The sequence below is a fragment of the Streptomyces sp. NBC_00513 genome, from assembly GCF_041431415.1.
GTDB lineage: Bacteria > Actinomycetota > Actinomycetes > Streptomycetales > Streptomycetaceae > Streptomyces.
In genome coordinates this window covers 3,881,359-3,902,259 of record NZ_CP107845.1, presented here as the reverse complement: position 1 = coordinate 3,902,259, position 20,901 = coordinate 3,881,359, and the positions used below count along the sequence as shown (strand labels likewise).

The window sequence follows — 20,901 nt, the reverse complement described above, 5'->3', positions numbered from 1 at the left end:
GCGGGGCGCCGGCGGGCGGGCCGAGGCGCGACGGGGACACCGCTTGATCCACTTGCCGGTCCGAGGTGGCGGGTGTGCCCTGGATGGTGGAGAGAGGAGCCCCGTCATGGCACATGCGGCACCCTCCGCCCATCGGCGGCACCGGGGGACGACGACGGACCGGACGCACGACCTGAGCAAGGGCGCGATGGTCCGCGCCCTGCTGGCCGGTCTCGTCTACGGGGTCTGGGCGGCCTTCATCAAGCGCCAGATGGGCCCGGTCGACGCGGGCAACGTCTTCTACGGCATCCTGTGCGGCGTCCTCTTCGCCGCGATCATGTTCACCCTCGGCCGGATCGGCTCCCGGCTGCCGAGGGAACTGCACGCCGCCGCCTACGGTGCCTTTGGCGGCGTGGCCGTCGGCTACCTGTACAGCCTCACCGGCGACAGCGTGCTCCGATCCGCCGGGCTCGGCATCGCCGTCGCCGCGGCCACCGGGCTCACCGCCTTCTACCGCTATTACATGCGCGAGCCCTGAGTCGACGCGGCGCCGGCGCCCCGCACCACGCGTCCCCCGGACCCGGTCCGGGGGACGCGTCGGGTATCCGGGGAGTGGTCACTCCTTCGCGGCGGCTTCGGCCGGGCGAGCGGCCGGGGCTTCAGGACGGGTGGCGGGCTCCGGCTCCGGCTGCTCCGGGCGTCGGGCCGGCGGGGTGAAACGGGAGGCTTCGGCGCGCAGCATGGCGTTCAGGGCGGCGTAGGGGTCGATGGGCATGGCGGAACCTCACGGGTGCTCGGTGTTCGAGGGGGGTGTGGGTGCGTGCTGCCGCTCGGCCCGCTCAGCAGCGCAGGACCACACTCCGTACCGTCCGCCGGGACAGGGCCGGTTCGGCCGTTCCGTACGAGGTCACGCGGGATGCCCGCGCCTCCCGGTGTTTCACGTGAAACACCGGCGGCGCCGGTCGTCGCACGCCCACCATCCCGCGCACGACCGGGCGCGGGGCCGCCCGCGCCTCGGGATCCGAGGCGGGGTCGGACGGGCTCTCGGAAGGCTCCGCGGGGCTCGCCGGGGCGCTCGTGGCGGGTCGGACCTCGACGGCCATCGCGCCGGCCGGACCGGCGCCGAAGACGCACAGCAGCACGACACAGGCCATCGTCAGGGCCTTCGCCGCAGCCGTCCGCGCGTACCGAGCACCGCTCATGACCAGCTCTGTGCCCCGACACGCCGAAGCACTCCCCACCGGGGCCCAAGAAGCCCCCGACCGGGGGACGAAGACACCCCCGTCGGCTGACACCGGGCCCGCCGCCGGAGCCTCAGCGGGTGCGGTGGCGGCCCGTCAGCCGGGCCACGACAGCCGTCTCGCCGCTGATCAGACGCAGTTGGGCGCGACGCCCGGCTCGCTCACCCGCCCGCCGCTCCGACGCCCCGCCCGTCCGCTCGCCGGCCTCCCGCCCCGACCGCTCACCGGCGTGCTCGCCGGACCGCCCCGACGGTCCGGGCACGCGGGCCGGCGAGACCCGGTCCACGGTGAACACGGCCGTACGGTGGTCCGCGCGCGCGATCTCGATGGTCAGCCCCCGGCGCAGCTCGCCCAGGCGCAGCCCGTTACCCGTGACCACGGCGGTGCCGGCCGCTCCCGGGGCGGGACCGTCGGCGTCCCAGCGGATCGCGTCGCCGTCCTCGGGGTCGGAGGTCAGCGGAACGTCCAGTCCCAGTGCAGGGATCACCAGCCGCACGGGCGGCGCGGCCCGCATCGGCGCGGCGGGACCGGGCAGGCCGCCCCGCGCGGACCGGGCCCCGTTGCCGGGGGCGTGCGGGCCGGAGTGCTCGCCGGAATGCTCGAGTTCGCGTACGAGCCGGCGGTGGCCGGACAGGCCCAGGGCCCGGGAGGGGAGCGAGTCGGCGACCGTGCCGGCGGCGGGCGGGGCGCCGTCGCTGCTCCTCAACATCCCTACGCCGGTACACAGCAGAGTGACCGTCACCGCTGCGACGATCCACTGGGCGCGGGGCATGGGCATTCCCTCCTGGTCCGGCTCGGACGGCCGGGTCCTGTGAGCAGTGGACCGCTCTCGGCCCGCCCGCACATCGGGAGTCATCCCACGCTGACGGCAAGTCACCCACACGTCACCCGGCTGCGCGTGCGTCTTCCCAGCTCGCGGCCGGTGCGCCGGTCGTGCTTCGGCCCCAGCGGGGTCCGCGCCCGAAAGGGTGAGGAGGAGTACGGCGCCGTGACGACTCAGAGCGGATTCGCCGGCCAGTCCAGCAGCCGCGACCCGATCACCGCCGTCTGGAGCGTGTACCGCTGCGCCGGGTCCCCGGGATCCGTCCCGGTCAGCCGGTGGATCCGCTCCAGTCGGTACGTCAGCGCCCGCACGCTCAGGTTCAGCCGGCGGGCCGCCTCCGCCGACACACAGCCCGCGTCGAAGTAGGCGGTCAGGGTGTCCAGCAGCGGTCGAGCCCCGCCCCGACCACCCCGCAGCGGCCCCAGCACGCTCACCACGAGATCGGCCATCGCGGCCCGGTCACGCGCGAGGACGGGGAAGACCAGCAGGTCGGCGGAGCGCAGCACGGGGCCCTCGAATCCCAGCCGGTCCGCCAGGTCGAGCGCGCTCAGGGCCTCTTCGTACGAGGTCACGACCCCGCCGGCGCCCTGGTGCGGGCGTCCGATCGCGACGAGACCGCGTTCGGTCCCGGCCGCGTACGCCTGCTTCGCGAAGTGGGTCAGCACCTCGTCGTGGTCGCCCGGTGCCACGCAGATCAGTTGGCCGTCCTTGGTGGCGAGGAGGAAGGTCCGGTTGCCGAACCGGGTCGTCATCGCGAGTTCGACCTTCCGGATCGCCGAGCCGGCGTCCACGTACGACTCGGGGCCCCGGGCCACCGCCACCGCGTGCGCGTGCGCCAGGTGCAGGCCGAAGCGGGCCGCGCGTTCGCTCAGCCGGCCGAGGTCGCTGCGGCCGAGCAGCAGGTCGTCGATGAACTCCCGGCGGGCGGCCTCCTCCTGCCGCACGGCCATCCGCTGCGCCCGCTCGTGGCCTTCGGCGAACGCGTCCACGGCCTGTTCCACCGCCGCCATGACGTGGTCGGGCGTGTGTTGTCCGCCGAGCACCGCCCGGGTCGCGGCGAGGTGGGCGCCGACCAGGGCGCGCAGCCCGTACCCGGCCTCGGCGGCCTTCTCCCCGAGCGCGCGGCGGGCGTCGAGTTCGTCGCGGCCGGGCCGCCGGCCGGTCGCGGCCACGTTCCCGAGGATCCGGACGTAACCCTCCAGGTATTCCTCGGGTATGTCCCGCCCTGTCGCCACACCGGCCCCCGTACTCGTTCGAAACGCCCATTCTCCCCGGTCGCGGCGCACCGGCCGATCCGGGGCGGTCGCCCGGGGCCCGTCGAGGGGCGTTGCGCGCGGGGACGGCGCGGGGCCGCCCACGGGGTCACGCGCGGCTCAGACGACGACCAGGGCGACGGCCGTCGCGCCCATGAAGGCGGCGCAGAGGTGGACGGCGGGGTGGCCGTAGTCGCCGTACCAGAGTTGGCGGACCAGGCCGCCGAGGGCGGCCAGGGCCGTGATGACACCGATCTGGGCGAACAGGGTGACGGCGGTGAAGGGGGCCAGGAGCAGCAGGAAGGAGTTCAGCCAGAACGGGGCGGCGCCCGTCCAGCCCCGCCACTCCCTGATCGCCGTCGGCATGTGCGACCGGCCCCCTCATCGTCAACTCGTCGGCACAGCCTCCTGGGCCGGGGTCGCGGGGACAAGGGCGCGTTCGGCTAGATATCCGAAGGCGAGGCCGAAAGTCGCCCACGTGACGGCTTGCAGGGCCAGGGTGGCGAGCCGGAACTGCCAGACCAGCGCGGCCGGGAAGCCTTCCGGTACCTCGTTGATGCCGGGCAGCAGCGCGTAGGACAGGCCGATCGCGACGAGGAACGCGAACGCGGCGACGACCGACGCGTTCCAGTTGCCGAGCTTCGGTGCGAGGCGCCGACCCAGGATCAGCGCACCCACGCCCAGCAGCACGCTCAACGCGATCATCAGCACGAAGAGGGTGGTCCGTTGGGTGACGGTCTCGGGGTCGCCGACGGCCGGCGGGTTGGAGGGGTACTTGACGAAGGGCACCAGGTTGACGGTGAGGAAGAGCCCGCCGGAGACCAGCAGGGCCGTGGCCCGGGGGCCGAAACGACCGATGCGGCCCAGGGCGTAGCAGAAGACGAGCGCCGCGATGCCGCCGATCGCGACGCCGTACAGGAGGGTGCCGGTGCCGAGGCCGGCCGTGGCCTGGAGGGCCCGGCTGACGGGGGCGCCCTCGTCGCCGTGCTCGTGGGCGCCGGCCTCCTCGATGGCGATGGCGGCGTCCACCTTGGACTCGCCGAGGAGGTAGGCGACGAGGAAGGCGGCCACGCCGGCGAGCAGGCCGGCGAGCATGCCCCGCACGAGCAGGACTCTGGGGGAGATGGGGTTCATGTTCGGGTTCCCTTGCTGAGCGGTGCGGGGATCAGTGGCAGGGGAAGCCGAGGAGGTGACGACCGTCGTGCATCCACTCGTGGATGGTGTCGCCCTCGAAGATCGCGGTGGCGCCCTGTTCGGCGCCGACGAGGTACAGCAGGACCAGCATGAGGACGCCCGCGAAGACGGCCCAGGGGGCCAGCGCGGAAAGGGAAATCGGGGCAACGGCGGCGGGAGCCGTCGTGGGCACGGCGGACTGAGCCATGGCAGAACCTCCAGGGGGAACACGCGTCCCGGTCAGTGGTGCTCTTGACGAAGGTGGCGGGTCTGACTTCCCTCCCCGAACTCCTGCGGGAGGTTTCACAGTGGCGCGACCGTGCCGGATTCTCACCGGTGCTTCCGTCATACCGTCGTCATGTCGTCCGAGACCGTACCGCGCGCCTGGCTTGAACACCACGGCGTGTGGCCGCCGTCTCACGCCCCGGTCGGGCGCTTTACGCTCCCCACATGGCCTCTGTGCGTTCCGCGCCCCCGCGATCCGTCGTCCGCGTCCACCTGGTCACACCGCCGTCGAGCCCCGACGGCCGCCCCGGAACGTTCGGCCGGGGGGAGCCCGTCCCGGGCCACGAGGGCCTGCGCGGCCTCGCCGTCGGGGCGTGGGCGGGACGGGCGTTGGAGGAGGTCGCGGCCGAGGACCCGGAGGCCGTGGGGGCGTGGCTCACCGACCCCGGGTACACGCCTCCCGGCGGGGAGTCGGTGGCCGCGCTGATCGCCCGGGTCGGCGCGCACCTGGCCGCACTGGCTCCCGGAACGCACCGGGTGGTGGTCGAGCAGGCCGTCGTACGGGCGGCGGTGGTGCACGCCCTGGAACTGCCGCCCCCGGTGTTCTGGCGCCTCGACGCGCGGCCCGACACCGTCACCACCCTCACCGGGCGCTCGGGCCGGTGGAACCTGCTCCTGGGCCGCCCCGACCCGGACGCCGGCTGAGGGACGCGAACGGCCCGGACGCCGGCCGAGGAACGCGAACGGCCCGGACCCCGCGACGCGGTCCGGGCCGAACCGACGGCCGCCTCGGGCGTTACGCCACGATCCAGTCGCTGGTGGCGATGACGGGCCGCACGCCGTCTCGGTGGATGGTGCCCTCGATCAAGCCGTACATCCGGTCCGCCGCGAAGTAGACCTCGTTGTCGTTCTTGAGGCCGAAGGGCTCCAGGTCGACCAGGAAGTGGTGCTTGTTGGGCAGGTTCAGCCGGACCTCGTTGACCTTGGGGCAGTTGTCCAACACCCGCTCGGCCATCTGGTTCAGGGTCTGCTGGAGCGAGTACGAGTAGGTCTCGGCGAAGGCCTCCAGCAGGTGCTTGCGCACCTTCTTGTACGACTGGTCCCAGTCGTACGCGGAGTCCTCGGCGGCCAGTGCCGAATGCGCCCACCGCGAGGTCACCTTGGTCGCCAGGATGCGGTCGTACGCCTCCTGGAGGGTCGTGTACTTGTCCTTGATGTAGCCGTGGAACTCGGAGTTCGTCGAGTTCATCACCGTCAGGTCCTTCAGACCGGAGATGACCTGGAGGCCCGTCGTCTCGCTGAACGTGACCTGCGCGGTGCGCACTTCCTGGCCCTTGAGGACGAAGGAGTGCTGCTCCTTGCGCGTGGGGACCGGGATCCGCTCCCACACGAACTCCTCGATGCGGATCTGCGCCTCGCGGATCGGCACCTGGGAGGAGACGAAGTGCCTGGCGAGCAGGATGCCGAAGGCCTCGGGAGAGTCGATGCCGTGTTCCTTGGCGAAGGCGTACACGGTGTTCTTGGTGGTGTCGGTCGGCAGGCAGTTGGCGTTGTCACCGGTCAGGTGGACGTCGCGGAACTCGCCGCGCAGGGCCACGGAGACGTTGAGGTCGCGGATCTCGTGCCAGGAACCGTCGTTGCCCTTGCGGGTGACCTTGACGATGCGGTTCTCGGCCTTGCCGTACTGGTTCTGCGCCAGGACGTGCTTGCTCATGGTGTCTTCCTTCGGGTTCTCGGGAACACGGAGTCCGGTTGTCTGGATCCCGTACGCCCGGCGTCCAGCGCCCGCCCGAAGTTCAACCCGAAGGTCAAGACGTGCCGCTCCCCGCCGTTCGGCCCCGCAGGACCGCCCCGGGACTGACGTGCATCCCGGTCCGTAGGTGCTTGGTACTGCTGTGTGCCGCGCTACGGATTGCAACATGCGTGCGGGGGGATCTCCCCCGCACGGATCATCCGAATACCGGCACCCACGGATTGGGCGACCCCACAGCCCGGGCAGGAAGTCCCAGGTCAGGCCATGTGCGCGTCGGCGACCGTGAGGGCCTCGTCGAGGATCGCCAGGCCCTTGGCCACGTCCTCGGCGGAGATGTTGCAGGCCGGCGCGACGTGGATGCGGTTGCCGGCGATCAGCGGCCACAGCCCGCCCTTCTTGCAGGCGGCCCCGAACGCGGCCATCGGCGCGTTGTCGGCGCCCGAGGCGTTGTAGGGGACCAGCGGCTCGCGCGTCGAGGCGTCCCGGACGAGTTCCAACGCCCAGAAGGTGCCCATGCCCCGGACCTCGCCGACGGCGGGGTGCCGCTCGGCGAGGGCGCGCAGGCCGGGGCCCAGCAGTTCCGTGCCGGTGCGGGCGGACTGCCCGACGGTGTCCTCCTCCTCCATCACGTTGATCGTCGCGACGGCGGCGGCGCAGGCGAGCACGTGCCCGGAGTACGTGAGTCCGCCCGGGTAGGGCCGGCGGGCGAAGGTCTCCGCGATGGCGGCGGAGATGGCGACCCCGCCGAGCGGGACGTATCCGCTGGTCACGCCCTTGGCGAAGCAGAGCAGGTCGGGGCGCACGTCCCAGTGGTCGGCGGCGAACCACGCGCCGGTCCGACCGAAGCCGACCATGATCTCGTCCAGGATGAAGACGATGCCGTACCGGTCGCAGAGCGCGCGCACGCCCGCCAGGTAGCCGGCCGGGGGCACGAGCACGCCCGGGGCGCCGCCGACGGTCTCCAGGATGATCGCGGCGATGGACTGCGGGCCCTCGAAGACGATGGTGTCCTCCAAGTGCCGCAGGGCGCGGGAGGACTCCTCGGCCTCGGTGGTCGCGTGGAAGGGCGAGCGGTAGAGGAACGGGCCCCAGAAGTGCACGACGCCCGCGGTCGCGGTGTCGTTGCCGAAGCGGCGGGCGTCACCGGTCAGGTTGATCGCGGTGGAGGTGGCCCCGTGGTAGGAGCGGTACGCGGACAGCACCTTGGGCCGTCCGGTGTGCAGTCGGGCCATCCGGACGGCGTTCTCCACCGCTTCCGCGCCGGCGTTCGTGAAGAAGATCTTGTCGAGGTCGCCGGGGGTGCGCTCGGCGATCAGTCGGGCGGCCTCGGAGCGGACGTCCACGGCGAAGCCGGGGGCGACGGTGCACAGCTTGGCGGCCTGCTCCGCGATGGCGGCGGCGACCCGCGGGTGCTGGTAGCCGATGTTCGTGTAGACGAGCGCGCTGGAGAAGTCGAGGAACCGATTGCCCTGGTAGTCCCAGAAGTACGAGCCCTCGGCCCCCGCGACGGCGAGCGGGTCGATGAGCTCCTGAGCCGACCAGGAATGGAAGACATGCTTCCGGTCGGCGTCTTTCACGGCGGCGAGGGCGTCGGCTTCTGCGTTCATGAGCCGAGGGTAGTTGTCCGGGATGTGGACCCCGGGGCGCCTCCCGCGCGGCGCGTCCGGTCCACCGTCCGCCGACGACCCGCGTCGATGGACCTGTCGGACCTGACGGATCGCGCGCGTGCGCCTCGACGGGGGATCGGGCGCCGGTCTAGCGTCGCCCGGCGGGTTGCCCGGGTGGTCGGTTCGGAGGAGTTTCTCCACGGGGGTGGGAAACACGCCGCGGGCGGGCCTTCGAGGAGGCGCCCGGCGCGGTGTTCCGACGGCTTCCGGTGAGACGGTTCGCGACGAGCCCCCTTCGCGCTGCGAGGGGGGCGTCGTGCGTGGCGGGCCGCCGCCACGCCGATTCCGGAAGATGATGCGGTGAGGGTGTGCAATCGGCACGCGGTCGCGGGGGGCGGTTTCGAGGTCCGGGCGGGCGGGACGTCGGGATTGACCGATCCGGGCGGGGGTAGGTGCGCCGCGCAGGGGCGGTGCGGAGACGGGAGGCCCTGTGGCCGAGCAGACTCGGAGGCTGGTCCTGGGCGGTGCCACGACGGGGGTCGTCACGCGCTGCCGGGACTTCACCCGACAGGCACTGGCCGACTGGCAGTGGACGCGGGACCAGGACGCGGTGGACGACGTGCTCCTCCTGGTCTCCGAAGTGGTGACCAACGCCTGCCTGCACGCGGGCGGGCCCCGCGAACTCGTCCTGCGGCACGCACCCGGACGCCTGCGCGTCGAGGTCAGCGACGACAACCCCGAGCCTCCGCGGCGGCGGGTGTCGGGAGATCGCAGCCGGCCGGGAGGACACGGCCTCGTCGTCCTGGAGCGACTCGCACGGAGCTGGGGGGCACAGCCGTCGGGCGGGACGGCGGCCGGCAAGACGGTCTGGCTGGAGGTGCCGGGTCCGGGGACCGCCGTGGCCCCGACTCCCGACCAGGGTTCCGGTCCGGATCCGGGTCGGTCGATTCCGGGTCGGTGAGGAGTCCGGTGCGCAGCCGGGTCAGGGTCCGGTTCAGCAGCCGGGACACGTGCATCTGGGACAACCCGAGCCGTTCCCCGATCTCCGCCTGGGTCAACTCCTCCCCGAAGCGCAGCTCCAGCAGGCTCCGCTCGCGGGCGGGCAGCCCGGCCAGCATCGGCACCAGCGACTCCATGCACTCGATCAGGTCGTAGGCCGGCTCCTCCGCGCCGAGCGAGGGCCGCGCCGTGTACGGGTCGCGTTCGCCCTCCTCCTGCGGTTGCGGCGGGGCGTCCAGCGAGCGCGCCGAGTAGGCGCACGCCGCCTTCCGGCCCTCCGCGAGCTCCTCGGGCGTGACGTGCAGCCGCTCGGACAGTTCGGCGTCGGTGGGCTCGCGGCCGAGGCCCTGTTCCAGGGCGTCGTGGGCCTTCGCGGTGTCGATCCGCAGTTCCTGGAGCCGGCGGGGGACCTTGACGGCCCAACTGGTGTCACGGAAGAACCGCTTGATCTCCCCGGTGATGGTGGGCATCGCGAACGAGGTGAACTCGACGCCGCGGGCCGGGTCGAAGCGGTTGATGGCCTTGATGAGACCGATGGTGCCGACCTGGACGATGTCCTCCATCGGCTCGCTGCGGTTGCGGAACCGGCGGGCGGCGTACCGGACGAGGCTGAGGTTGAGTTCGACGAGCGTGTTGCGCGTGCGGGAGTACTCCTCGGTCCCCTCTTCCAAGGCGGCGAGTTCACGGAACAGGGCCACCGAGAGGGATCTGGCCTCGTGGGTCGAGACATCGGTGAGATCGGTGTGTTCCATCGCTCTGCGCTCCTCCGGCGGCCGGCCCCGGGGCGGGGCCGTCGTCGCGCGGTCTAGAGGGATATACCCCCTCACATCATGACCCACCCGGGCGTATCGCGCGGCTCGTCCGGCTCCGAGCCCAGGGCCTGCGCGTACAGCCGGAACAGGCGGGGGCCCGGGGACGTCGTGGTGGCGTGGAGCCGGTCCCAGGCGCGGGCGGCGGCCGCCCGGGCCGCGGCGCCCGGCCAGGGGCGGGGCAGCAGCTCGGGCGGCAGCAGCGGGTCCGGGAGCATCGCCTCGGAGAAGGCCGCGGCCAGCTCCACCGCGCGCGCCAGCGGGTGGGCGGGCCCGGCCTCCGGGCGGGGAGACCCGGGCCGGGACGGGCCCGGTTCGGAAGACTCCTGCTCGGACGGCTCCTGCTCTGAGGGCCCCGGTTCGGGACGGGACGCCAGCTCGCGCAGCGCCTCGTACCGCTCCGCGATCTCCGTCAGCGGCCACAGTCGTGCGGCCAGGGCCCGCGGGTCGTCCGTCCCGCCGACCTCCAGGTCCCGGGTGCCGAGGCAGGTCAGCGCGGCCCCCACCCCCAGTTCGGCGGCGCGGGCGCGGACGTACGGCCCGATCGGGTTCGGGGTCACGTACAGGCCGCCTTGCAGGGGCGCCGCCCCCAGGCCCGTCAGGGCGTCCCGCAGGGCGTCCCGGGCGGCCCGCGCGGACTCGGGTACGGCGAAGGCGAACACGTGCCACACCCCGTCCCAGGGTTCCAGGCCGCGGTCCTGCCGGTAGGCGTGCCGGACGTACTCCGCCTCGGGAACCGCCGGCAGTCCGCCGCCGGGCCCCACCGCGCGCAGCACGGCCCGTCGTCCCCGTCCCTCGACCTCGAAGCGGCCCTCGGCCACCAGCCGCTTCACGCACAGGCGGACCTGCTGGTCGGTCATGCCGAGCGCGCCGGCGACCTCGTACAGCTCGCCGCCGTCGACCGTGCCGTCCTCGCGGACCAGCGCGTGCACCACCAGCCGGGTGGGGATCATCGGGCCGTCACCGCCTTGTGCATCGTGGTGACGGCCCCGAAGCCCAGTACGTCGCGCAGCCACGGCGTCCGTCGCACCTTCACGGCCCTGAAGCCGCGCCGCTCGTACAGGGCCCGCGCCCGCGGGTTCTCCTCGACCACGTCCAGCCGGATCCGCCGGCAGCCCTGCTCCGCGGCGACCTCCTCGATGCCGTCCAGCAGCAGGGCGCCGATGCCCTCGCCCCGTCGGGCGGAGTCCACGGCGATGCCGTCCATGACCAGCTCGCCGCGGGCCGGGGTGCGTTCCAGCAGTGCCAGCAGGAACACCCGGTACAGGCCTCTGACCTGCCCGTACCCGGCCCTGATCGCGGCCGCGTCGCCGCCTACGAGGCCGCGTCCGGCGAGCTGGTACCCGGCGACGCCCAGCACCCGCCCGTCGTCGGCGACGACGGTGAGGGCCCGGTCCGCGTGCAGGTGGTCCGCGATGAACCGGCGCCCCGGCCCGGCGGGTCCGAGGGCGGCGCCCAGTTTGTGGCCGAAGGCCTCCCAGTAGAGCTCGGCCACCCGTTCCTCGGCGCCCTCGGGCAGCCCGCGCAGCAATGTCGTCGTCATACGAACAAGCATAATACGTTCACGGCGGCTACGATCGTTTCAGATTCGATAGTTCCACCGGTTCCGCGTTCCTGTTCCCGATCGACGCGGACCTCACACGGGGGTACCGGCATGTCCCGCACACGACGCACCACACGACGCACCATCCGCGATCTCCTCCTCCTCGCCCTCGTCGGCGCGCTCCTCCTCACCGGGGTCGTCGTCTGGCAGAACGACTACGACCTGCGCGAACAACAGGTCACCGTCCCCGCCGCGGGACACGAGCTGTCCGGGGTGCTCGCCACCCCCACCACCGGCCAAGGGCCCTTCCCCCTGGTCGTGTTCGTGCACGGCGACGGCGAGGTCGACGCCACGCACGACGGCTTCTACCGCCCCTACTGGGAGGCCTTCGCCCGCGCCGGCTACGCCTCCCTCTCCCTCGACAAGCCCACCGACTGGCTCGACCAGACCATGGACGACCGGGCCCGCGAGAGCCTCGACGCCCTCGCCTGGGCGGGCCGGCGACCCGAGATCGACCGGGCCCGGATCGGACTCTGGGGCGCCAGCCAGGCCGGCTGGGTCCTGCCCAAGGTGGCCGCGCGGGCCCCGGCACCCGGCGTCCGCTTCGTGATGGCCGTCGGCACCGCCGTGAACTGGGAGCGCCAAGGGGAGTACAACCTGCGCGCGGAGCTGCGCCACGCGGGCGCCGGCCCGGAGCGGGTCGCGGACGCCCTGCGCCGCAGGGAGACGGTCGGCGCGCTGCTGCGGCGCGGCGCGACCTACGAGGAGTACCGCGCGAGCCCCGCCGCCGATCCGCAACTGTCGCCCGACCGCTGGACGTTCATCGGACGCAACCACACGGCCGACGCGACCGCCGACCTGCGGGCGATGCCGCACGTGCCCGTGCTGCTGATCTCCGGCGCCGACGACCTGAACGTCGACGGCGCCGAGACCGAGGCCGTGTACCGGGAGTCGCTCGCCCCGGGCACCCTCACGGTCCGCCGCTACCCGGGGGCCACCCACTCCCTGGTCCGCACCCCCGTCGAACGGTCCTCGTGGCGGCTGCCGCTGACGGCACTGTTCGCCCCGAGGGAACTCTTCCCCCCGGGGCTCCTCGACGACCAGCGGGCCTTCCTCGCGGCGCGGACGCCCTGACGTGCGGTCGACGGCCCTCGAACCGGGCGGCCCGCGCGGCCGAGAGCCCCGCGTCCGGGGGCCGCCGGTCGATCCGGCGCGCCCCGGACGCGGGGCCCGATTCCCGTGACCGGGCGTGCGGTCACGCGCTGGTGCGGGGCTGGAGGAGCGCCGGTACCAGGGCGGCGGCCAGCGCGACGACCACCCACAGGTAGGTGTCCTGGAAGGCGCCGGCGAGCGCGGGGGCCGACGCGCCGCGGGCGACGGCCAGTCCGCCGCTGCCGGCCGCGGCCGTGGTCAGCAGCACCGAGAACAGCGCCATGCCGATCGACCCGGAGATCTGCGAGTTGATGTTGAGCAGGGTGCTCGCGGCCGGCACCCGGTCGGGGCCGAACCCGCGGGTCGCGCCGGTGATGGTCGGCATCATCGTCATTCCGACGCCCGCGCCGGCCACCGTCAACGCGGCCATCAGCCGCCAGTACGGGACCTCGGCGTCGCCGATCTGGGCGGTGAAGGCCGCGTAACCGAGCACCGCCAGCGACACCCCGACCGGCACGATCCGCCCCGCCGGGACCCGGTCGGTGAGCCGGCTCGCGATCTGCAGGGCGATGCCGGTCGCCAGCACCTGCGGGATGCCCAACAGCCCCGACACCGTGGCGCTTTCGCCGCGTACGAGCTGGTAGTACATGGGCACCAGCATCAGCGCCCCGAAGTAGGCCCCCGCGAACAGCGCCATCGTGCCCACACCGGCCGAGAAGGCCCGCACCCGCAGGAGCCGCAGGTCCAGCAGGGGCGTACGGGCCTTCAGTGCCCGTACGACGAAGGCCGCCACCAGCACCGCGCCGACGACGGTCGGCACGAGCGCGACGGGCGAGGCGAAGTCACCGCGCTCGCCGCCCGTGGCCAGGCCGTAGATCAGCGCGGCGAGGCCCGGGGAGAGCGTCAGCAGGCCGACGACGTCGAGCGGGCGGGACGCACGGGTGGTGTCCCGGGGCAGGATCCGCGCGGCCAGGGCCACCGCGAGGAACCCGACCGGCACGTTGACGAAGAAGATCCACCGCCAGGAGGCCTCGTCCACGAGCCACCCTCCGAGCACCGGTCCGACCAGCGGCCCCACCAGCACGGGAAGGCCGAGGAGGCCCATCATCCGGCCCTTGCGTTCGGGGGAGGCGGCGTTCAGCACGATGGCCATCCCGAGCGGCATCACCATGCCGCCGCCGAGGCCCTGGAGGACCCGGAACGCGATCAGGGTCTCGATGTTCCAGGCGAGCCCGGCAAGGGCCGAACCGGCCGTGAACAGGGCGATGGAGGTGACGTAGAGCCGCTTCGTGCCGAAGCGGGCCGCCGCCCAGGCGGTGAGCGGGATGACGGTGGCGAGCGCGAGGGTGTAGGCGGTGGCCGTCCACTGCACGGTGGCGAGCGGGGACACGAAGTGGCGCGAGAGACCCCCCAGGGCCACGCCGAGGATGGTGGTGTCGAGCACCGTCATGAACGAGCCGAGGACCACCACCATGGCGATGGCGAGCGGGGAGGGGGCGGGAGTCACGGTCCGCCGGGGGGCGGCCAGTGCGGTGGTGGTCATCGGTGGTTCCTTCCGTTCCGTCGGTGAGCCGCGGTCGGTTGTCGGCGGGCGCCATCGCCCGGCGGTGACGCCCCGCCGAACCGACCAACCGTCAGTTCTCTTTCCTCTGAGGTCAGTTGCCGTACGGGCGGGCCGCGCGGCCCTCGCGCAGGGTCAGCCCCCACCAGGCGAGCTGGTCGAGCAGGACCTTGGCCGCGCCGGCCGCGCCCGCCGGGTCGTCGGCCCGACCGCCCTCGCCGAAGTGGTCCCAGGCCGAGTGGAAGCTGACGACGTCCCGGACGGTCACGCAGTGCAGTTCGGCGAAGATCTGCCGCAGGTGCTCGACGGCGCGCAGCCCGCCGGCCTGACCGCCGTACGACACGAAGCCGACCGGCTTGGCCCGCCACTCGGAGTGGTGCAGGTCGATGAAGTGCTTCAGGTGGGCGGGGTAGCTGTGGTTGTACTCGGGGGTGAGGACGATGTAGGCGTCGGCCGCCTCGACCCGGGCCCGCAGCGCGGCCAGCCCGGGTGTGGGCTCGGTGCCCCAGTCGGGATGGGCGTCGGGCAGCTCCAGCGCGGCGACGTCGATGACGTCCAGGTCGAAGTCGGCGTGCCGGCGGGCGATCGGGGCGAACCAGTCCGCGACGGTGGGGCCGAAGCGGCCTTCGCGGGTGGAGCCGATGACGAGGGCGAGACGCAGGGTGTTTTCCATGCCCCGAACCTACGAGCGGGCGGGGCGACGGGTCCTCTGTCGAGTGACCGGGTTCCGATGACCGGGATCGTGACGGGGGCGCGTCCCGCGCCGGCGGGGAGCGGGATCCGCGCACCGGACCCCGCTCCCCGCCGGGCCTTTTCAGACCGCCAGGTCCAGCCGGGTCAGCTCCATCCGCGAGGCCACGCCCAGCTTCGGGTACGCGTTGTACAAGTGGTACCCGACCGTCCGTGGACTGAGGAACAACTGGGCCCCGATGTCCCGGTTGGTCAGACCGGTCGCCGCGAGCCGCACCACCTGCAACTCCTGGGGCGTCAGGCGGTCCAGGTCGGACCCGGCGGCAGGCTGCTCCGACCGGCCCTCGCCCGCCGCGCGAAGCTCCCCGGCGGCGCGCCGCTCCCAAGGGGTCGCGCCCAGCCGCGTGAAGGCCTCCCGGGCCGCCCGCAGCGGCCCCCGGGAGTCGACCGGGCGCCGCACCCGGCGCAGCCACTCCCCGTACAGCAGAGCCGTCCGGGCCTCCTCGAAGCGGTCCGTGTCCCCTTCGCCGTGCAGGGCCAGGGCACGCCGGAACAGCTCCTCGGCGTCCTCGGCCAGCAGGGCCTCGCACCGTACCTCCACCGCGCGGATCCCGGGCCGGTCCAGCTGCCGGGACAGGTCCCGCAGCCGCTCCCACGCCGCCACGGCCGCGCGCGGCCGACCCGCCCGCAGGGCCGCCTCCACCTCGTCGCCGTCCCGGCCGCAACACGTGCACGCCGCGCCGGCGGGCGCCGCGGCGGCCCGGTCCGCGGCCGCCTCGTGCCGGCCGAGCCCCAGATCGAGCAGGATGCCCGCCGACGCCAACCGGTGGCGTACGTCGGGCAGATCGACGGCCCCGGCGGTGTCCGCCAGCTCCCGGAACCAGGCCTCGTCGCCCCGGGCCGCCGCCAGGCCGGCGAGCGTTCCCGCGAGCTGCGCGGCCGTCCGGGCCTGCCCCGTGTCGGCGGCGATCCGCAGCCCCTCCGTACCGCCGGCCAGCGCGTCCCGGTGCAGCCCGAGCCGCAGTTGGGCCTGGCACACCTCCAGCAGGGCGCGCGGCAGCACCCCGATCGCGCCCTGCGCCCGGCACTCCCGCTCGACGGCGGAGGCCCGCTCGAAGGCCGCCCGGTGATCGCCCAGGAACCCGGGCCAGCACGCGGAACGCAACGCCTCCCGCAGGTCGCCGAGTTCCCCCGCGGGACGGGCCGAGGAGTCGCGCAGGAACCGCAGCGCGTCCGTGCGGACCTCCGCGTCCGGCGACGACAGCCGGGCCAGCGCCCGGATCTCCGCCAGGTTCGGCACACCGGCCACCGTCGCCGCCTCGGTCGCCCGCGCCACGCCCTCCGGGTCCCCGCCGACCCACGCGCTGCCCACGGCGAGGAACAGCATCCGCCCCGAGCCCACCGGGTCCTCGGCGGCCACCGCCGGCGCCGCCTCCACCAGCAGGGTGTGCGCCCGCGCCAGGTCGCCCCGCTCGTCGGCGATCTCCGCGACGATCGACGCGAGCCGGGCGTTCGCCGCCGCACCGCCCGGTGCGACGCGGGCGGTCGCCGCGAGCGCGCACGCCCGGTCCAACTGGCCCGCGTGCAGGGCCGCCTGGGCCGCCGCGCCGAGCCGGCGCCCGCGCTCGGCGGGGTCCGGGCTCAGTTCCGCGGCCCGCTCGTACACCCCGGCCAGCGCGGCGTGCCCGCCCCGCGCGCGGACCTGCTCGCCGCCGCGCTCCAGGGCCGCGGCGACCTCCTCGTCGGGGGCCGTCGCCGCCGCGGCCAGGTGCCAGGCCGCCCGGTGGCCCTCGCCGGCCTCCGCCAGGGCGCGGTGCGCGGCGAGCCGGTGGGCCGCGGGGACGGCCCGGTACGCCGCCGACCGGATCAGGGGGTGCCGGAAGACCAGCCGGGTCCCGTCGAGCCGCACCAGACCGTGCCGCTCGGCGGGCGCCAGGTCGGCGATTCCCGCGCCCAGCCGGCCGGCGGCCTCGAAGACCGTCCCGGTGTCGTGCTCGTCGGCCGCGGCCGCCACCAGCAGCAGCGTCCCGGTCGACTCGGGCAGCGCGGCGATGCGGGTGGCGAAGCTCTGCTCGATCCGGCCGCGCGGACCCTCGTACGGGGACCCGTGCCCCTCGCGCCGCGCCGTGGTCAGCTCCAGCAGTGCGAGCGGGTTCCCCTCGGCCTCCCGCAGGACGTCCTGCCGCTCGTGGTGCCCGAGGTCGGCGGCGTACAGGGCCAACAGGTCGGCGGCGGTCGCCCCGTCGAGGCGCCGCAGCCGCAGCTCGTCGAGCCCGGCCGGCCGGAACTCGGGCGTGTGCGGGTCCCGCACGCAGAACACCAGGGCGATCCGTTCGGCGTGCAGCCTCCGGGCGGCGAACACCAGGGCCTCGGCGGACGCCTGGTCCAGCCACTGGGCATCGTCGACCAGGCAGAACAGCGGGCGCTCCTCGGCCAGTTCGGCCAGCAGCGTCAGTACCGCGAGCCCGACCAGGAACCGGTCGCCGCCGCCCGGAGCGGCCTCCCCGGTCCCCAGGGCCGTCCGCAGCGCGGCGGCCTGCGCGCCCGGGAGCGCGTCCACCCGGTCGTGCACGGAACGCAGCAGCAGGTGCAGTCCCGCGTACGGCAGGGCGCTCTCGAACTCGATCCCGGTCCCGCGCAACACCCGTACGTCGTCGCCCGCCTCGGCGAGCACACCGTCCAGCAGGGCCGTCTTCCCGATGCCGGCCTCGCCCCGCACCACGAGCACCCCGCTGCGGCCGTCGCGTGCCCCGGCCAGCAGCCCTTCGACGACGGCCCGTTCCGCACCCCGGCCCAGCAGCATCGAACGTCCCCCTCGGATCCCCGTCACCCGACAGATGCCCGGGCCGTCCCGGTGCTCCTACCGTCGAGCCGTCAGCTCGACCACCCACCGTACGCGGAGGCCCCCGATGAAGATCGAATTCACCCTCGACATCCCCTGCGTCTGGTCCTACTTCGCCTTCGCCCGCCTCACCCGCGAGGCCGCCCGGGTCCGTGCCGCCGGCGGCACGGTCGACCTGGTCTTCCGCCCCTACCAGTTGGCGCCCGAGGCCACCGTCGAGGGCGAACCGAAGACGGAGGTGCTGCGGCGGGCGTTCGGCGCCGACGTCGCCCCCGCGATGGCCCGGATCACGGCACTGGCCGCCGCCGAGGGCCTGGAGTTCCACCACGACGGAGCCGTCTTCTCCCACACCTTCGAGGCACACCGCCTGATCGCGGTCGCCGCCGCGCAGGGCCGGGCCGAGGCCGCCGTCGAGCGGCTCTTCCGTGCCCACCACACCGACGGCCTGAACATCGCCGACCCCGCCGTCCTGCGCCGCCTCGCCGCCGACGCGGGCGTCACCTGGAGCGACGAGGGAGCCGACGCGGTCCGGGCGGCGCTGGCCGCGGTCCGCGCCGAGGCCCTGCCGGGCATCCCGTACCTGCGGTTCCCGGACGGGGTCACCCTCACGGGCAACCCGTCGCGGGAAGCCCTGGCGACCGCCCTCGCGCCGGCGGCCGCCGCCGCGTAGCGCCGTCCCCCACCCGCCGCGGGGCGGCAACCGCGCGGATACCCGCTCCCGGGCCCGGCGGCAACCGCACCGTGTCCCCGGGCGGGGATCGGGACGCGCAAATACGATGGGCGTACCGCTCGGTCGTCCCACGGAGAGAGGTCCAGACGCCCATGGCCCCGCGTCGTGCCCCTCGGCAGGCGAGCGCCGACGACCTCCTGGCCACCCTGGGTCGACTCACGGCCCAGGCCCGGGAAGGCGCCGAGCTCCAGCGGGCCCGGGTACAGCTGGCCGAGGCGCTGCAACGCGAGATGCTGCCGCCCTCGCTGCCCGACGCCCCCGGACTGCGGACCGCCGCCCGGTACGCGCCCGCCCGGCAGGGCCTGGACATCGGCGGCGACTGGTACGACGGCTTCCCGCTGACCGACGGCTCGCTCGGCTTCTCCATCGGCGACGTACAGGGCCACGACGTGGAAGCGGCGGCCTTCATGGGGCAGATCCGCATCGCCCTGCGCGCCGTCGCCGCGGCCGCCGAGGACCCCGGCGACGTGCTCAGCCGGGCCAATGACCTGCTGATCTCGGTCAACCAGGAGCTCTTCGCCACCTGCACCTTCCTGCGCTTCGACCCGAGCACCTGGGAGATCGACGGCGCCCGCGCCGGGCACGTCCCGGCGGTCTGGGCCACGGTCGACGGCGACTGCGGGACGGACGAGGACGAGGGCGGCCTCCCGCTGGGCGTCCTCGCCGGCTCCGCCTACCCCGTCACCCGACGGCGGCTGCGCCGGCCGGGCGCCTACGTACTGCTCACCGACGGGGTCGTCGAGGGGCCCTCGTTCCCCATCGAGACGGGCCTGGCGGAGGTGGTCCGGGTGGTCCGGGACGGGGCGGGCGCGGACCCCGAGGAGTTGGCCGCCGAGGTGATGAAAGTGGCCGACTCGACCGGCCACGCCGACGACGCGGCGGTCCTCGTCCTGCGCCACGACGCACCACCGGGGGCCGAGTAGCGCGTGTCAGGCGCCGCCGGGAGCCGCCGGCCGTTGTCTCATACATGGGGTGCACACCGAGCGATGGCAACGCCGAGGCCTCCCGTACCTGCTGCTGTCGATCCTCGCCGTCGCCCTCGCCTATTACCTGGGCGGACGCATCGGCCTGCTCCAGCGCGTGGTCCTCGCGGGCGCCCAGGTCACGCCCCTGTGGCTGCCCACCGGGATCGCGGTCGCGGCGCTGCTGTGGCTGGGGCCCCGGATCTGGCCGGGGATCGCGCTGGGCACGTTCTGCGTCATGCAGACCCTGGGCCCGTTCGAGCCGGTCGGCCTCGCCATCGTCGCGGGGAACACCCTCGCGCCGCTGTGCGCGTACGCGATGCTCCGCCGGGTCGGCTTCCGGACCGAGATGGACCGGTTGCGGGACGGCCTGGCGCTGGTCTTCCTCGGCGGGCTGCTGCCGATGCTGATCAGTGCCACGATCGGCGCCGGAGTGCTGGCGCTGAGCGGCAGCCTGCCGGCGAGCGGGTTCTGGCCGGTCTGGTGGTCCTGGTGGGCCGGTGACGCGATGGGCGTGTTGGTCGTGACCCCGCTGCTGCTGGTCCTGCCCCGGTTCCGACTGACCTCGGACCTCTACCGGGTCGCCGAGGGGGCGGCACTGGCGGTCACGGCGGTGGCGGCCACCCTGCTGGTCACCCACAGCTCGCTCTCCCTGCTGTTCCTGGTGTTCCCGCTGCTGATCTGGGCCGCCGTCCGCTTCCAGCTGCCGGGAGCGGCGCCCTGCTCGCTGCTGATCTCCGTCGTGGCCATCGCGGCGGCCACCGACCGGGCGGGCCCCTTCGAGGACCACAGCCTCTTCGAGATCATGGCCAACCTGATGGCCCTCAACGGCTCGGCCGCCCTGACGGCCCTCCTCCTGTCGGCCATGGTCACCGAGCAGCAGAACATCCGCCGCAAGATCGAGCAGGCCTGCGTGGAGCTGGCCGAACTGGTCGCCCGCCTGTCCCCGCCCTGATCCGGGCGGGTGCGCGCGGAGCCCCGGGGTGTGCCCGTACCCGACAGATGTTCTATGTTGCACAGGCAGAACAGCGGGGGAGGCGACGGGCGACACATGGCACGGGACTACGACAGCCAGCTGCTGGAATCGGTGGCGGTGCGCCGGCGCAGGATGCGCGACGCGCTGCTGTTCGGGGCGGGGCGGACGAGACGCACCGCGGACGAACGGCTCGGCAAGGTGTTCGCGGGGATGGCCATCGCGGCCGTCCTGTGCGCGGGATGCGTCGGATGGTCCTTCATCCAGTCCACGCTGGCGAAGCAGAAGGCCGAACAGGAACAGCAGAGGCAGCGACAACAGGGCCTCGTGCAGCCGTACGCGCAGCCGTCGGCGACCCCGGCCCCCTCGCGGCCCTCGGCCCCGTCGAAGACGGCCTCCAAGGCGGCGTCCGGGCACGCCACCGGGCATGCCACCGCGCCCGCGTCCGGGCCGCGGTCCCCGAAGCCCTCGAAGTCCGGGACCCCGGCCGGGTCGGCGACCCCGTCGAAGTCCCCCCGCCCGTCCAAGACCCGCACATCGCCGTCGGCGACGAAGTCGCCCGAGCCGACCCGTTCGTGAGGGGGAC

General features: G+C 74.1%; 22 protein-coding genes and 1 pseudogene. 8 read left to right on the top strand and 15 right to left on the bottom strand.

Annotation, left to right across the window (positions count from 1 at the left end):
- Positions 1 to 106 precede the first annotated feature (106 nt).
- A complete protein-coding gene (locus OHA84_RS17995) occupies positions 107 to 517 on the top strand; it encodes a hypothetical protein (protein ID WP_053675682.1) in 411 nt (136 codons plus the stop codon).
- Between the two features lie 78 nt (positions 518 to 595).
- Here OHA84_RS17995 and OHA84_RS17990 read toward each other — a convergent pair whose 3' ends face one another.
- The 7 genes from OHA84_RS17990 to OHA84_RS17960 form a co-directional block, all read right to left on the bottom strand.
- On the bottom strand, positions 596 to 754 hold the full coding sequence (locus tag OHA84_RS17990) for a hypothetical protein (RefSeq protein ID WP_199826424.1): 159 nt from the start codon (positions 752 to 754) through the stop codon (positions 596 to 598).
- A 64-nt stretch (positions 755 to 818) separates the two neighbouring features.
- Positions 819 to 1,181, bottom strand: a complete 363-nt coding sequence (locus OHA84_RS17985) for a hypothetical protein (RefSeq protein WP_266970795.1) — start codon at positions 1,179 to 1,181, stop codon at positions 819 to 821.
- 112 nt (positions 1,182 to 1,293) lie between these two features.
- On the bottom strand, positions 1,294 to 1,992 hold the full coding sequence (locus OHA84_RS17980) for a class F sortase (protein ID WP_053675687.1): 699 nt from the start codon (positions 1,990 to 1,992) through the stop codon (positions 1,294 to 1,296).
- A gap of 224 nt (positions 1,993 to 2,216) precedes the next feature.
- Positions 2,217 to 3,278 (bottom strand): CdaR family transcriptional regulator, encoded by a 1,062-nt coding sequence (locus OHA84_RS17975; protein WP_053675689.1) that lies wholly within the window; start codon positions 3,276 to 3,278, stop codon positions 2,217 to 2,219.
- A 138-nt stretch (positions 3,279 to 3,416) separates the two neighbouring features.
- Positions 3,417 to 3,662, bottom strand: a complete 246-nt coding sequence (locus OHA84_RS17970) for a hypothetical protein (RefSeq protein WP_053675691.1) — start codon at positions 3,660 to 3,662, stop codon at positions 3,417 to 3,419.
- 21 nt (positions 3,663 to 3,683) lie between these two features.
- Positions 3,684 to 4,430: a CbtA family protein gene (locus OHA84_RS17965; RefSeq protein ID WP_266948452.1), complete on the bottom strand. Its 747-nt coding sequence runs from the start codon at positions 4,428 to 4,430 to the stop codon at positions 3,684 to 3,686.
- 31 nt (positions 4,431 to 4,461) lie between these two features.
- The gene (locus OHA84_RS17960; RefSeq protein ID WP_053675696.1) at positions 4,462 to 4,677 is read right to left on the bottom strand and encodes a CbtB-domain containing protein; all 216 of its coding nucleotides are present in this window, start codon (positions 4,675 to 4,677) and stop codon (positions 4,462 to 4,464) included.
- 242 nt (positions 4,678 to 4,919) lie between these two features.
- Between OHA84_RS17960 and OHA84_RS17955 the strand changes: the two genes are divergently transcribed.
- Positions 4,920 to 5,399, top strand: a complete 480-nt coding sequence (locus tag OHA84_RS17955; RefSeq protein ID WP_266970799.1) for a histidine phosphatase family protein — start codon at positions 4,920 to 4,922, stop codon at positions 5,397 to 5,399.
- Between the two features lie 91 nt (positions 5,400 to 5,490).
- Here OHA84_RS17955 and pucL read toward each other — a convergent pair whose 3' ends face one another.
- Entirely contained in the window at positions 5,491 to 6,408 is a 918-nt protein-coding gene (pucL, locus tag OHA84_RS17950) for a factor-independent urate hydroxylase (RefSeq protein ID WP_053675700.1), read from the bottom strand.
- Positions 6,409 to 6,704: 296 nt separating this feature from the next.
- Complete coding sequence (locus OHA84_RS17945) at positions 6,705 to 8,054, bottom strand: aspartate aminotransferase family protein (RefSeq protein ID WP_053675702.1); 1,350 nt, start codon at positions 8,052 to 8,054, stop codon at positions 6,705 to 6,707.
- A gap of 490 nt (positions 8,055 to 8,544) precedes the next feature.
- Here OHA84_RS17945 and OHA84_RS17940 point away from each other — a divergent pair, with 490 nt between their 5' ends.
- Positions 8,545 to 9,015: an ATP-binding protein gene (locus OHA84_RS17940; protein WP_078998402.1), complete on the top strand. Its 471-nt coding sequence runs from the start codon at positions 8,545 to 8,547 to the stop codon at positions 9,013 to 9,015.
- Here the strand turns inward: OHA84_RS17940 and OHA84_RS17935 are convergent.
- The 3 genes and pseudogenes from OHA84_RS17935 to OHA84_RS17925 form a co-directional block, all read right to left on the bottom strand.
- Positions 9,008 to 9,805: pseudogene (locus tag OHA84_RS17935) on the bottom strand (SigB/SigF/SigG family RNA polymerase sigma factor); the annotation flags it as partial. The gene OHA84_RS17940 and the pseudogene OHA84_RS17935 sit on opposite strands and share 8 nt — an antisense overlap.
- Positions 9,806 to 9,876: 71 nt before the next feature.
- On the bottom strand, positions 9,877 to 10,815 hold the full coding sequence (locus tag OHA84_RS17930) for a PaaX family transcriptional regulator C-terminal domain-containing protein (RefSeq protein WP_266970803.1): 939 nt from the start codon (positions 10,813 to 10,815) through the stop codon (positions 9,877 to 9,879).
- A complete protein-coding gene (locus tag OHA84_RS17925) occupies positions 10,812 to 11,405 on the bottom strand; it encodes a GNAT family N-acetyltransferase (RefSeq protein WP_063839425.1) in 594 nt (197 codons plus the stop codon). The genes OHA84_RS17930 and OHA84_RS17925 overlap by 4 nt, the downstream gene beginning before the upstream one ends.
- Positions 11,406 to 11,516: 111 nt before the next feature.
- Between OHA84_RS17925 and OHA84_RS17920 the strand changes: the two genes are divergently transcribed.
- Complete coding sequence (locus tag OHA84_RS17920) at positions 11,517 to 12,539, top strand: S9 family peptidase (protein ID WP_053675707.1); 1,023 nt, start codon at positions 11,517 to 11,519, stop codon at positions 12,537 to 12,539.
- 121 nt (positions 12,540 to 12,660) lie between these two features.
- Here OHA84_RS17920 and OHA84_RS17915 read toward each other — a convergent pair whose 3' ends face one another.
- The 3 genes from OHA84_RS17915 to OHA84_RS17905 all read right to left on the bottom strand — a co-directional run bounded on the left by OHA84_RS17915 (position 12,661) and on the right by OHA84_RS17905 (position 17,611).
- Entirely contained in the window at positions 12,661 to 14,100 is a 1,440-nt protein-coding gene (locus OHA84_RS17915; RefSeq protein WP_266970807.1) for a DHA2 family efflux MFS transporter permease subunit, read from the bottom strand.
- 112 nt (positions 14,101 to 14,212) lie between these two features.
- Positions 14,213 to 14,791 (bottom strand): NADPH-dependent FMN reductase, encoded by a 579-nt coding sequence (locus OHA84_RS17910; protein ID WP_053675711.1) that lies wholly within the window; start codon positions 14,789 to 14,791, stop codon positions 14,213 to 14,215.
- Positions 14,792 to 14,932: 141 nt separating this feature from the next.
- Positions 14,933 to 17,611 carry an AAA family ATPase gene (locus OHA84_RS17905; RefSeq protein ID WP_053675713.1) on the bottom strand — a complete coding sequence of 893 codons (2,679 nt, stop codon included), beginning with the start codon at positions 17,609 to 17,611 and terminating at the stop codon, positions 14,933 to 14,935.
- Between the two features lie 106 nt (positions 17,612 to 17,717).
- On the opposite strand from OHA84_RS17905, the gene OHA84_RS17900 reads away from it, so the two are divergent.
- The 4 genes from OHA84_RS17900 (at position 17,718) to OHA84_RS17885 (ending at position 20,894) form a co-directional block, all read left to right on the top strand.
- The gene (locus tag OHA84_RS17900; protein WP_053675715.1) at positions 17,718 to 18,320 is read left to right on the top strand and encodes a DsbA family protein; all 603 of its coding nucleotides are present in this window, start codon (positions 17,718 to 17,720) and stop codon (positions 18,318 to 18,320) included.
- Positions 18,321 to 18,472: 152 nt separating this feature from the next.
- Positions 18,473 to 19,303: a PP2C family protein-serine/threonine phosphatase gene (locus OHA84_RS17895; RefSeq protein WP_053675717.1), complete on the top strand. Its 831-nt coding sequence runs from the start codon at positions 18,473 to 18,475 to the stop codon at positions 19,301 to 19,303.
- A gap of 49 nt (positions 19,304 to 19,352) precedes the next feature.
- Positions 19,353 to 20,297, top strand: a complete 945-nt coding sequence (locus tag OHA84_RS17890) for an MASE1 domain-containing protein (RefSeq protein ID WP_053675719.1) — start codon at positions 19,353 to 19,355, stop codon at positions 20,295 to 20,297.
- A gap of 96 nt (positions 20,298 to 20,393) precedes the next feature.
- Positions 20,394 to 20,894, top strand: coding sequence for a hypothetical protein (locus OHA84_RS17885; protein ID WP_371591409.1), 501 nt, complete (start codon positions 20,394 to 20,396; stop codon positions 20,892 to 20,894).
- The last annotated feature ends 7 nt before the right edge of the window (positions 20,895 to 20,901 follow it).

Bases quoted from the DNA above. Each gene is read 5' to 3' on its own strand.
- OHA84_RS17990 (WP_199826424.1), bottom strand. From the start codon at position 754: ATGCCCATCGACCCCTACGCCGCCCTGAACGCCATGCTGCGCGCCGAA.
- OHA84_RS17965 (WP_266948452.1), bottom strand. From the start codon at position 4,430: ATGAACCCCATCTCCCCCAGAGTCCTGCTCGTGCGGGGCATGCTCGCC.
- OHA84_RS17930 (WP_266970803.1), bottom strand. From the start codon at position 10,815: ATGATCCCCACCCGGCTGGTGGTGCACGCGCTGGTCCGCGAGGACGGC.
- OHA84_RS17955 (WP_266970799.1), top strand. From the start codon at position 4,920: ATGGCCTCTGTGCGTTCCGCGCCCCCGCGATCCGTCGTCCGCGTCCAC.
- OHA84_RS17925 (WP_063839425.1), bottom strand. From the start codon at position 11,405: ATGACGACGACATTGCTGCGCGGGCTGCCCGAGGGCGCCGAGGAACGG.
- OHA84_RS17970 (WP_053675691.1), bottom strand. From the start codon at position 3,662: ATGCCGACGGCGATCAGGGAGTGGCGGGGCTGGACGGGCGCCGCCCCG.
- pucL (WP_053675700.1), bottom strand. From the start codon at position 6,408: ATGAGCAAGCACGTCCTGGCGCAGAACCAGTACGGCAAGGCCGAGAAC.
- OHA84_RS17960 (WP_053675696.1), bottom strand. From the start codon at position 4,677: ATGGCTCAGTCCGCCGTGCCCACGACGGCTCCCGCCGCCGTTGCCCCG.
- OHA84_RS17985 (WP_266970795.1), bottom strand. From the start codon at position 1,181: ATGAGCGGTGCTCGGTACGCGCGGACGGCTGCGGCGAAGGCCCTGACG.
- OHA84_RS17895 (WP_053675717.1), top strand. From the start codon at position 18,473: ATGGCCCCGCGTCGTGCCCCTCGGCAGGCGAGCGCCGACGACCTCCTG.
- OHA84_RS17995 (WP_053675682.1), top strand. From the start codon at position 107: ATGGCACATGCGGCACCCTCCGCCCATCGGCGGCACCGGGGGACGACG.
- OHA84_RS17980 (WP_053675687.1), bottom strand. From the start codon at position 1,992: ATGCCCCGCGCCCAGTGGATCGTCGCAGCGGTGACGGTCACTCTGCTG.
- OHA84_RS17910 (WP_053675711.1), bottom strand. From the start codon at position 14,791: ATGGAAAACACCCTGCGTCTCGCCCTCGTCATCGGCTCCACCCGCGAA.
- OHA84_RS17900 (WP_053675715.1), top strand. From the start codon at position 17,718: ATGAAGATCGAATTCACCCTCGACATCCCCTGCGTCTGGTCCTACTTC.
- OHA84_RS17945 (WP_053675702.1), bottom strand. From the start codon at position 8,054: ATGAACGCAGAAGCCGACGCCCTCGCCGCCGTGAAAGACGCCGACCGG.
- OHA84_RS17905 (WP_053675713.1), bottom strand. From the start codon at position 17,611: ATGCTGCTGGGCCGGGGTGCGGAACGGGCCGTCGTCGAAGGGCTGCTG.
- OHA84_RS17920 (WP_053675707.1), top strand. From the start codon at position 11,517: ATGTCCCGCACACGACGCACCACACGACGCACCATCCGCGATCTCCTC.
- OHA84_RS17915 (WP_266970807.1), bottom strand. From the start codon at position 14,100: ATGACCACCACCGCACTGGCCGCCCCCCGGCGGACCGTGACTCCCGCC.
- OHA84_RS17885 (WP_371591409.1), top strand. From the start codon at position 20,394: ATGGCACGGGACTACGACAGCCAGCTGCTGGAATCGGTGGCGGTGCGC.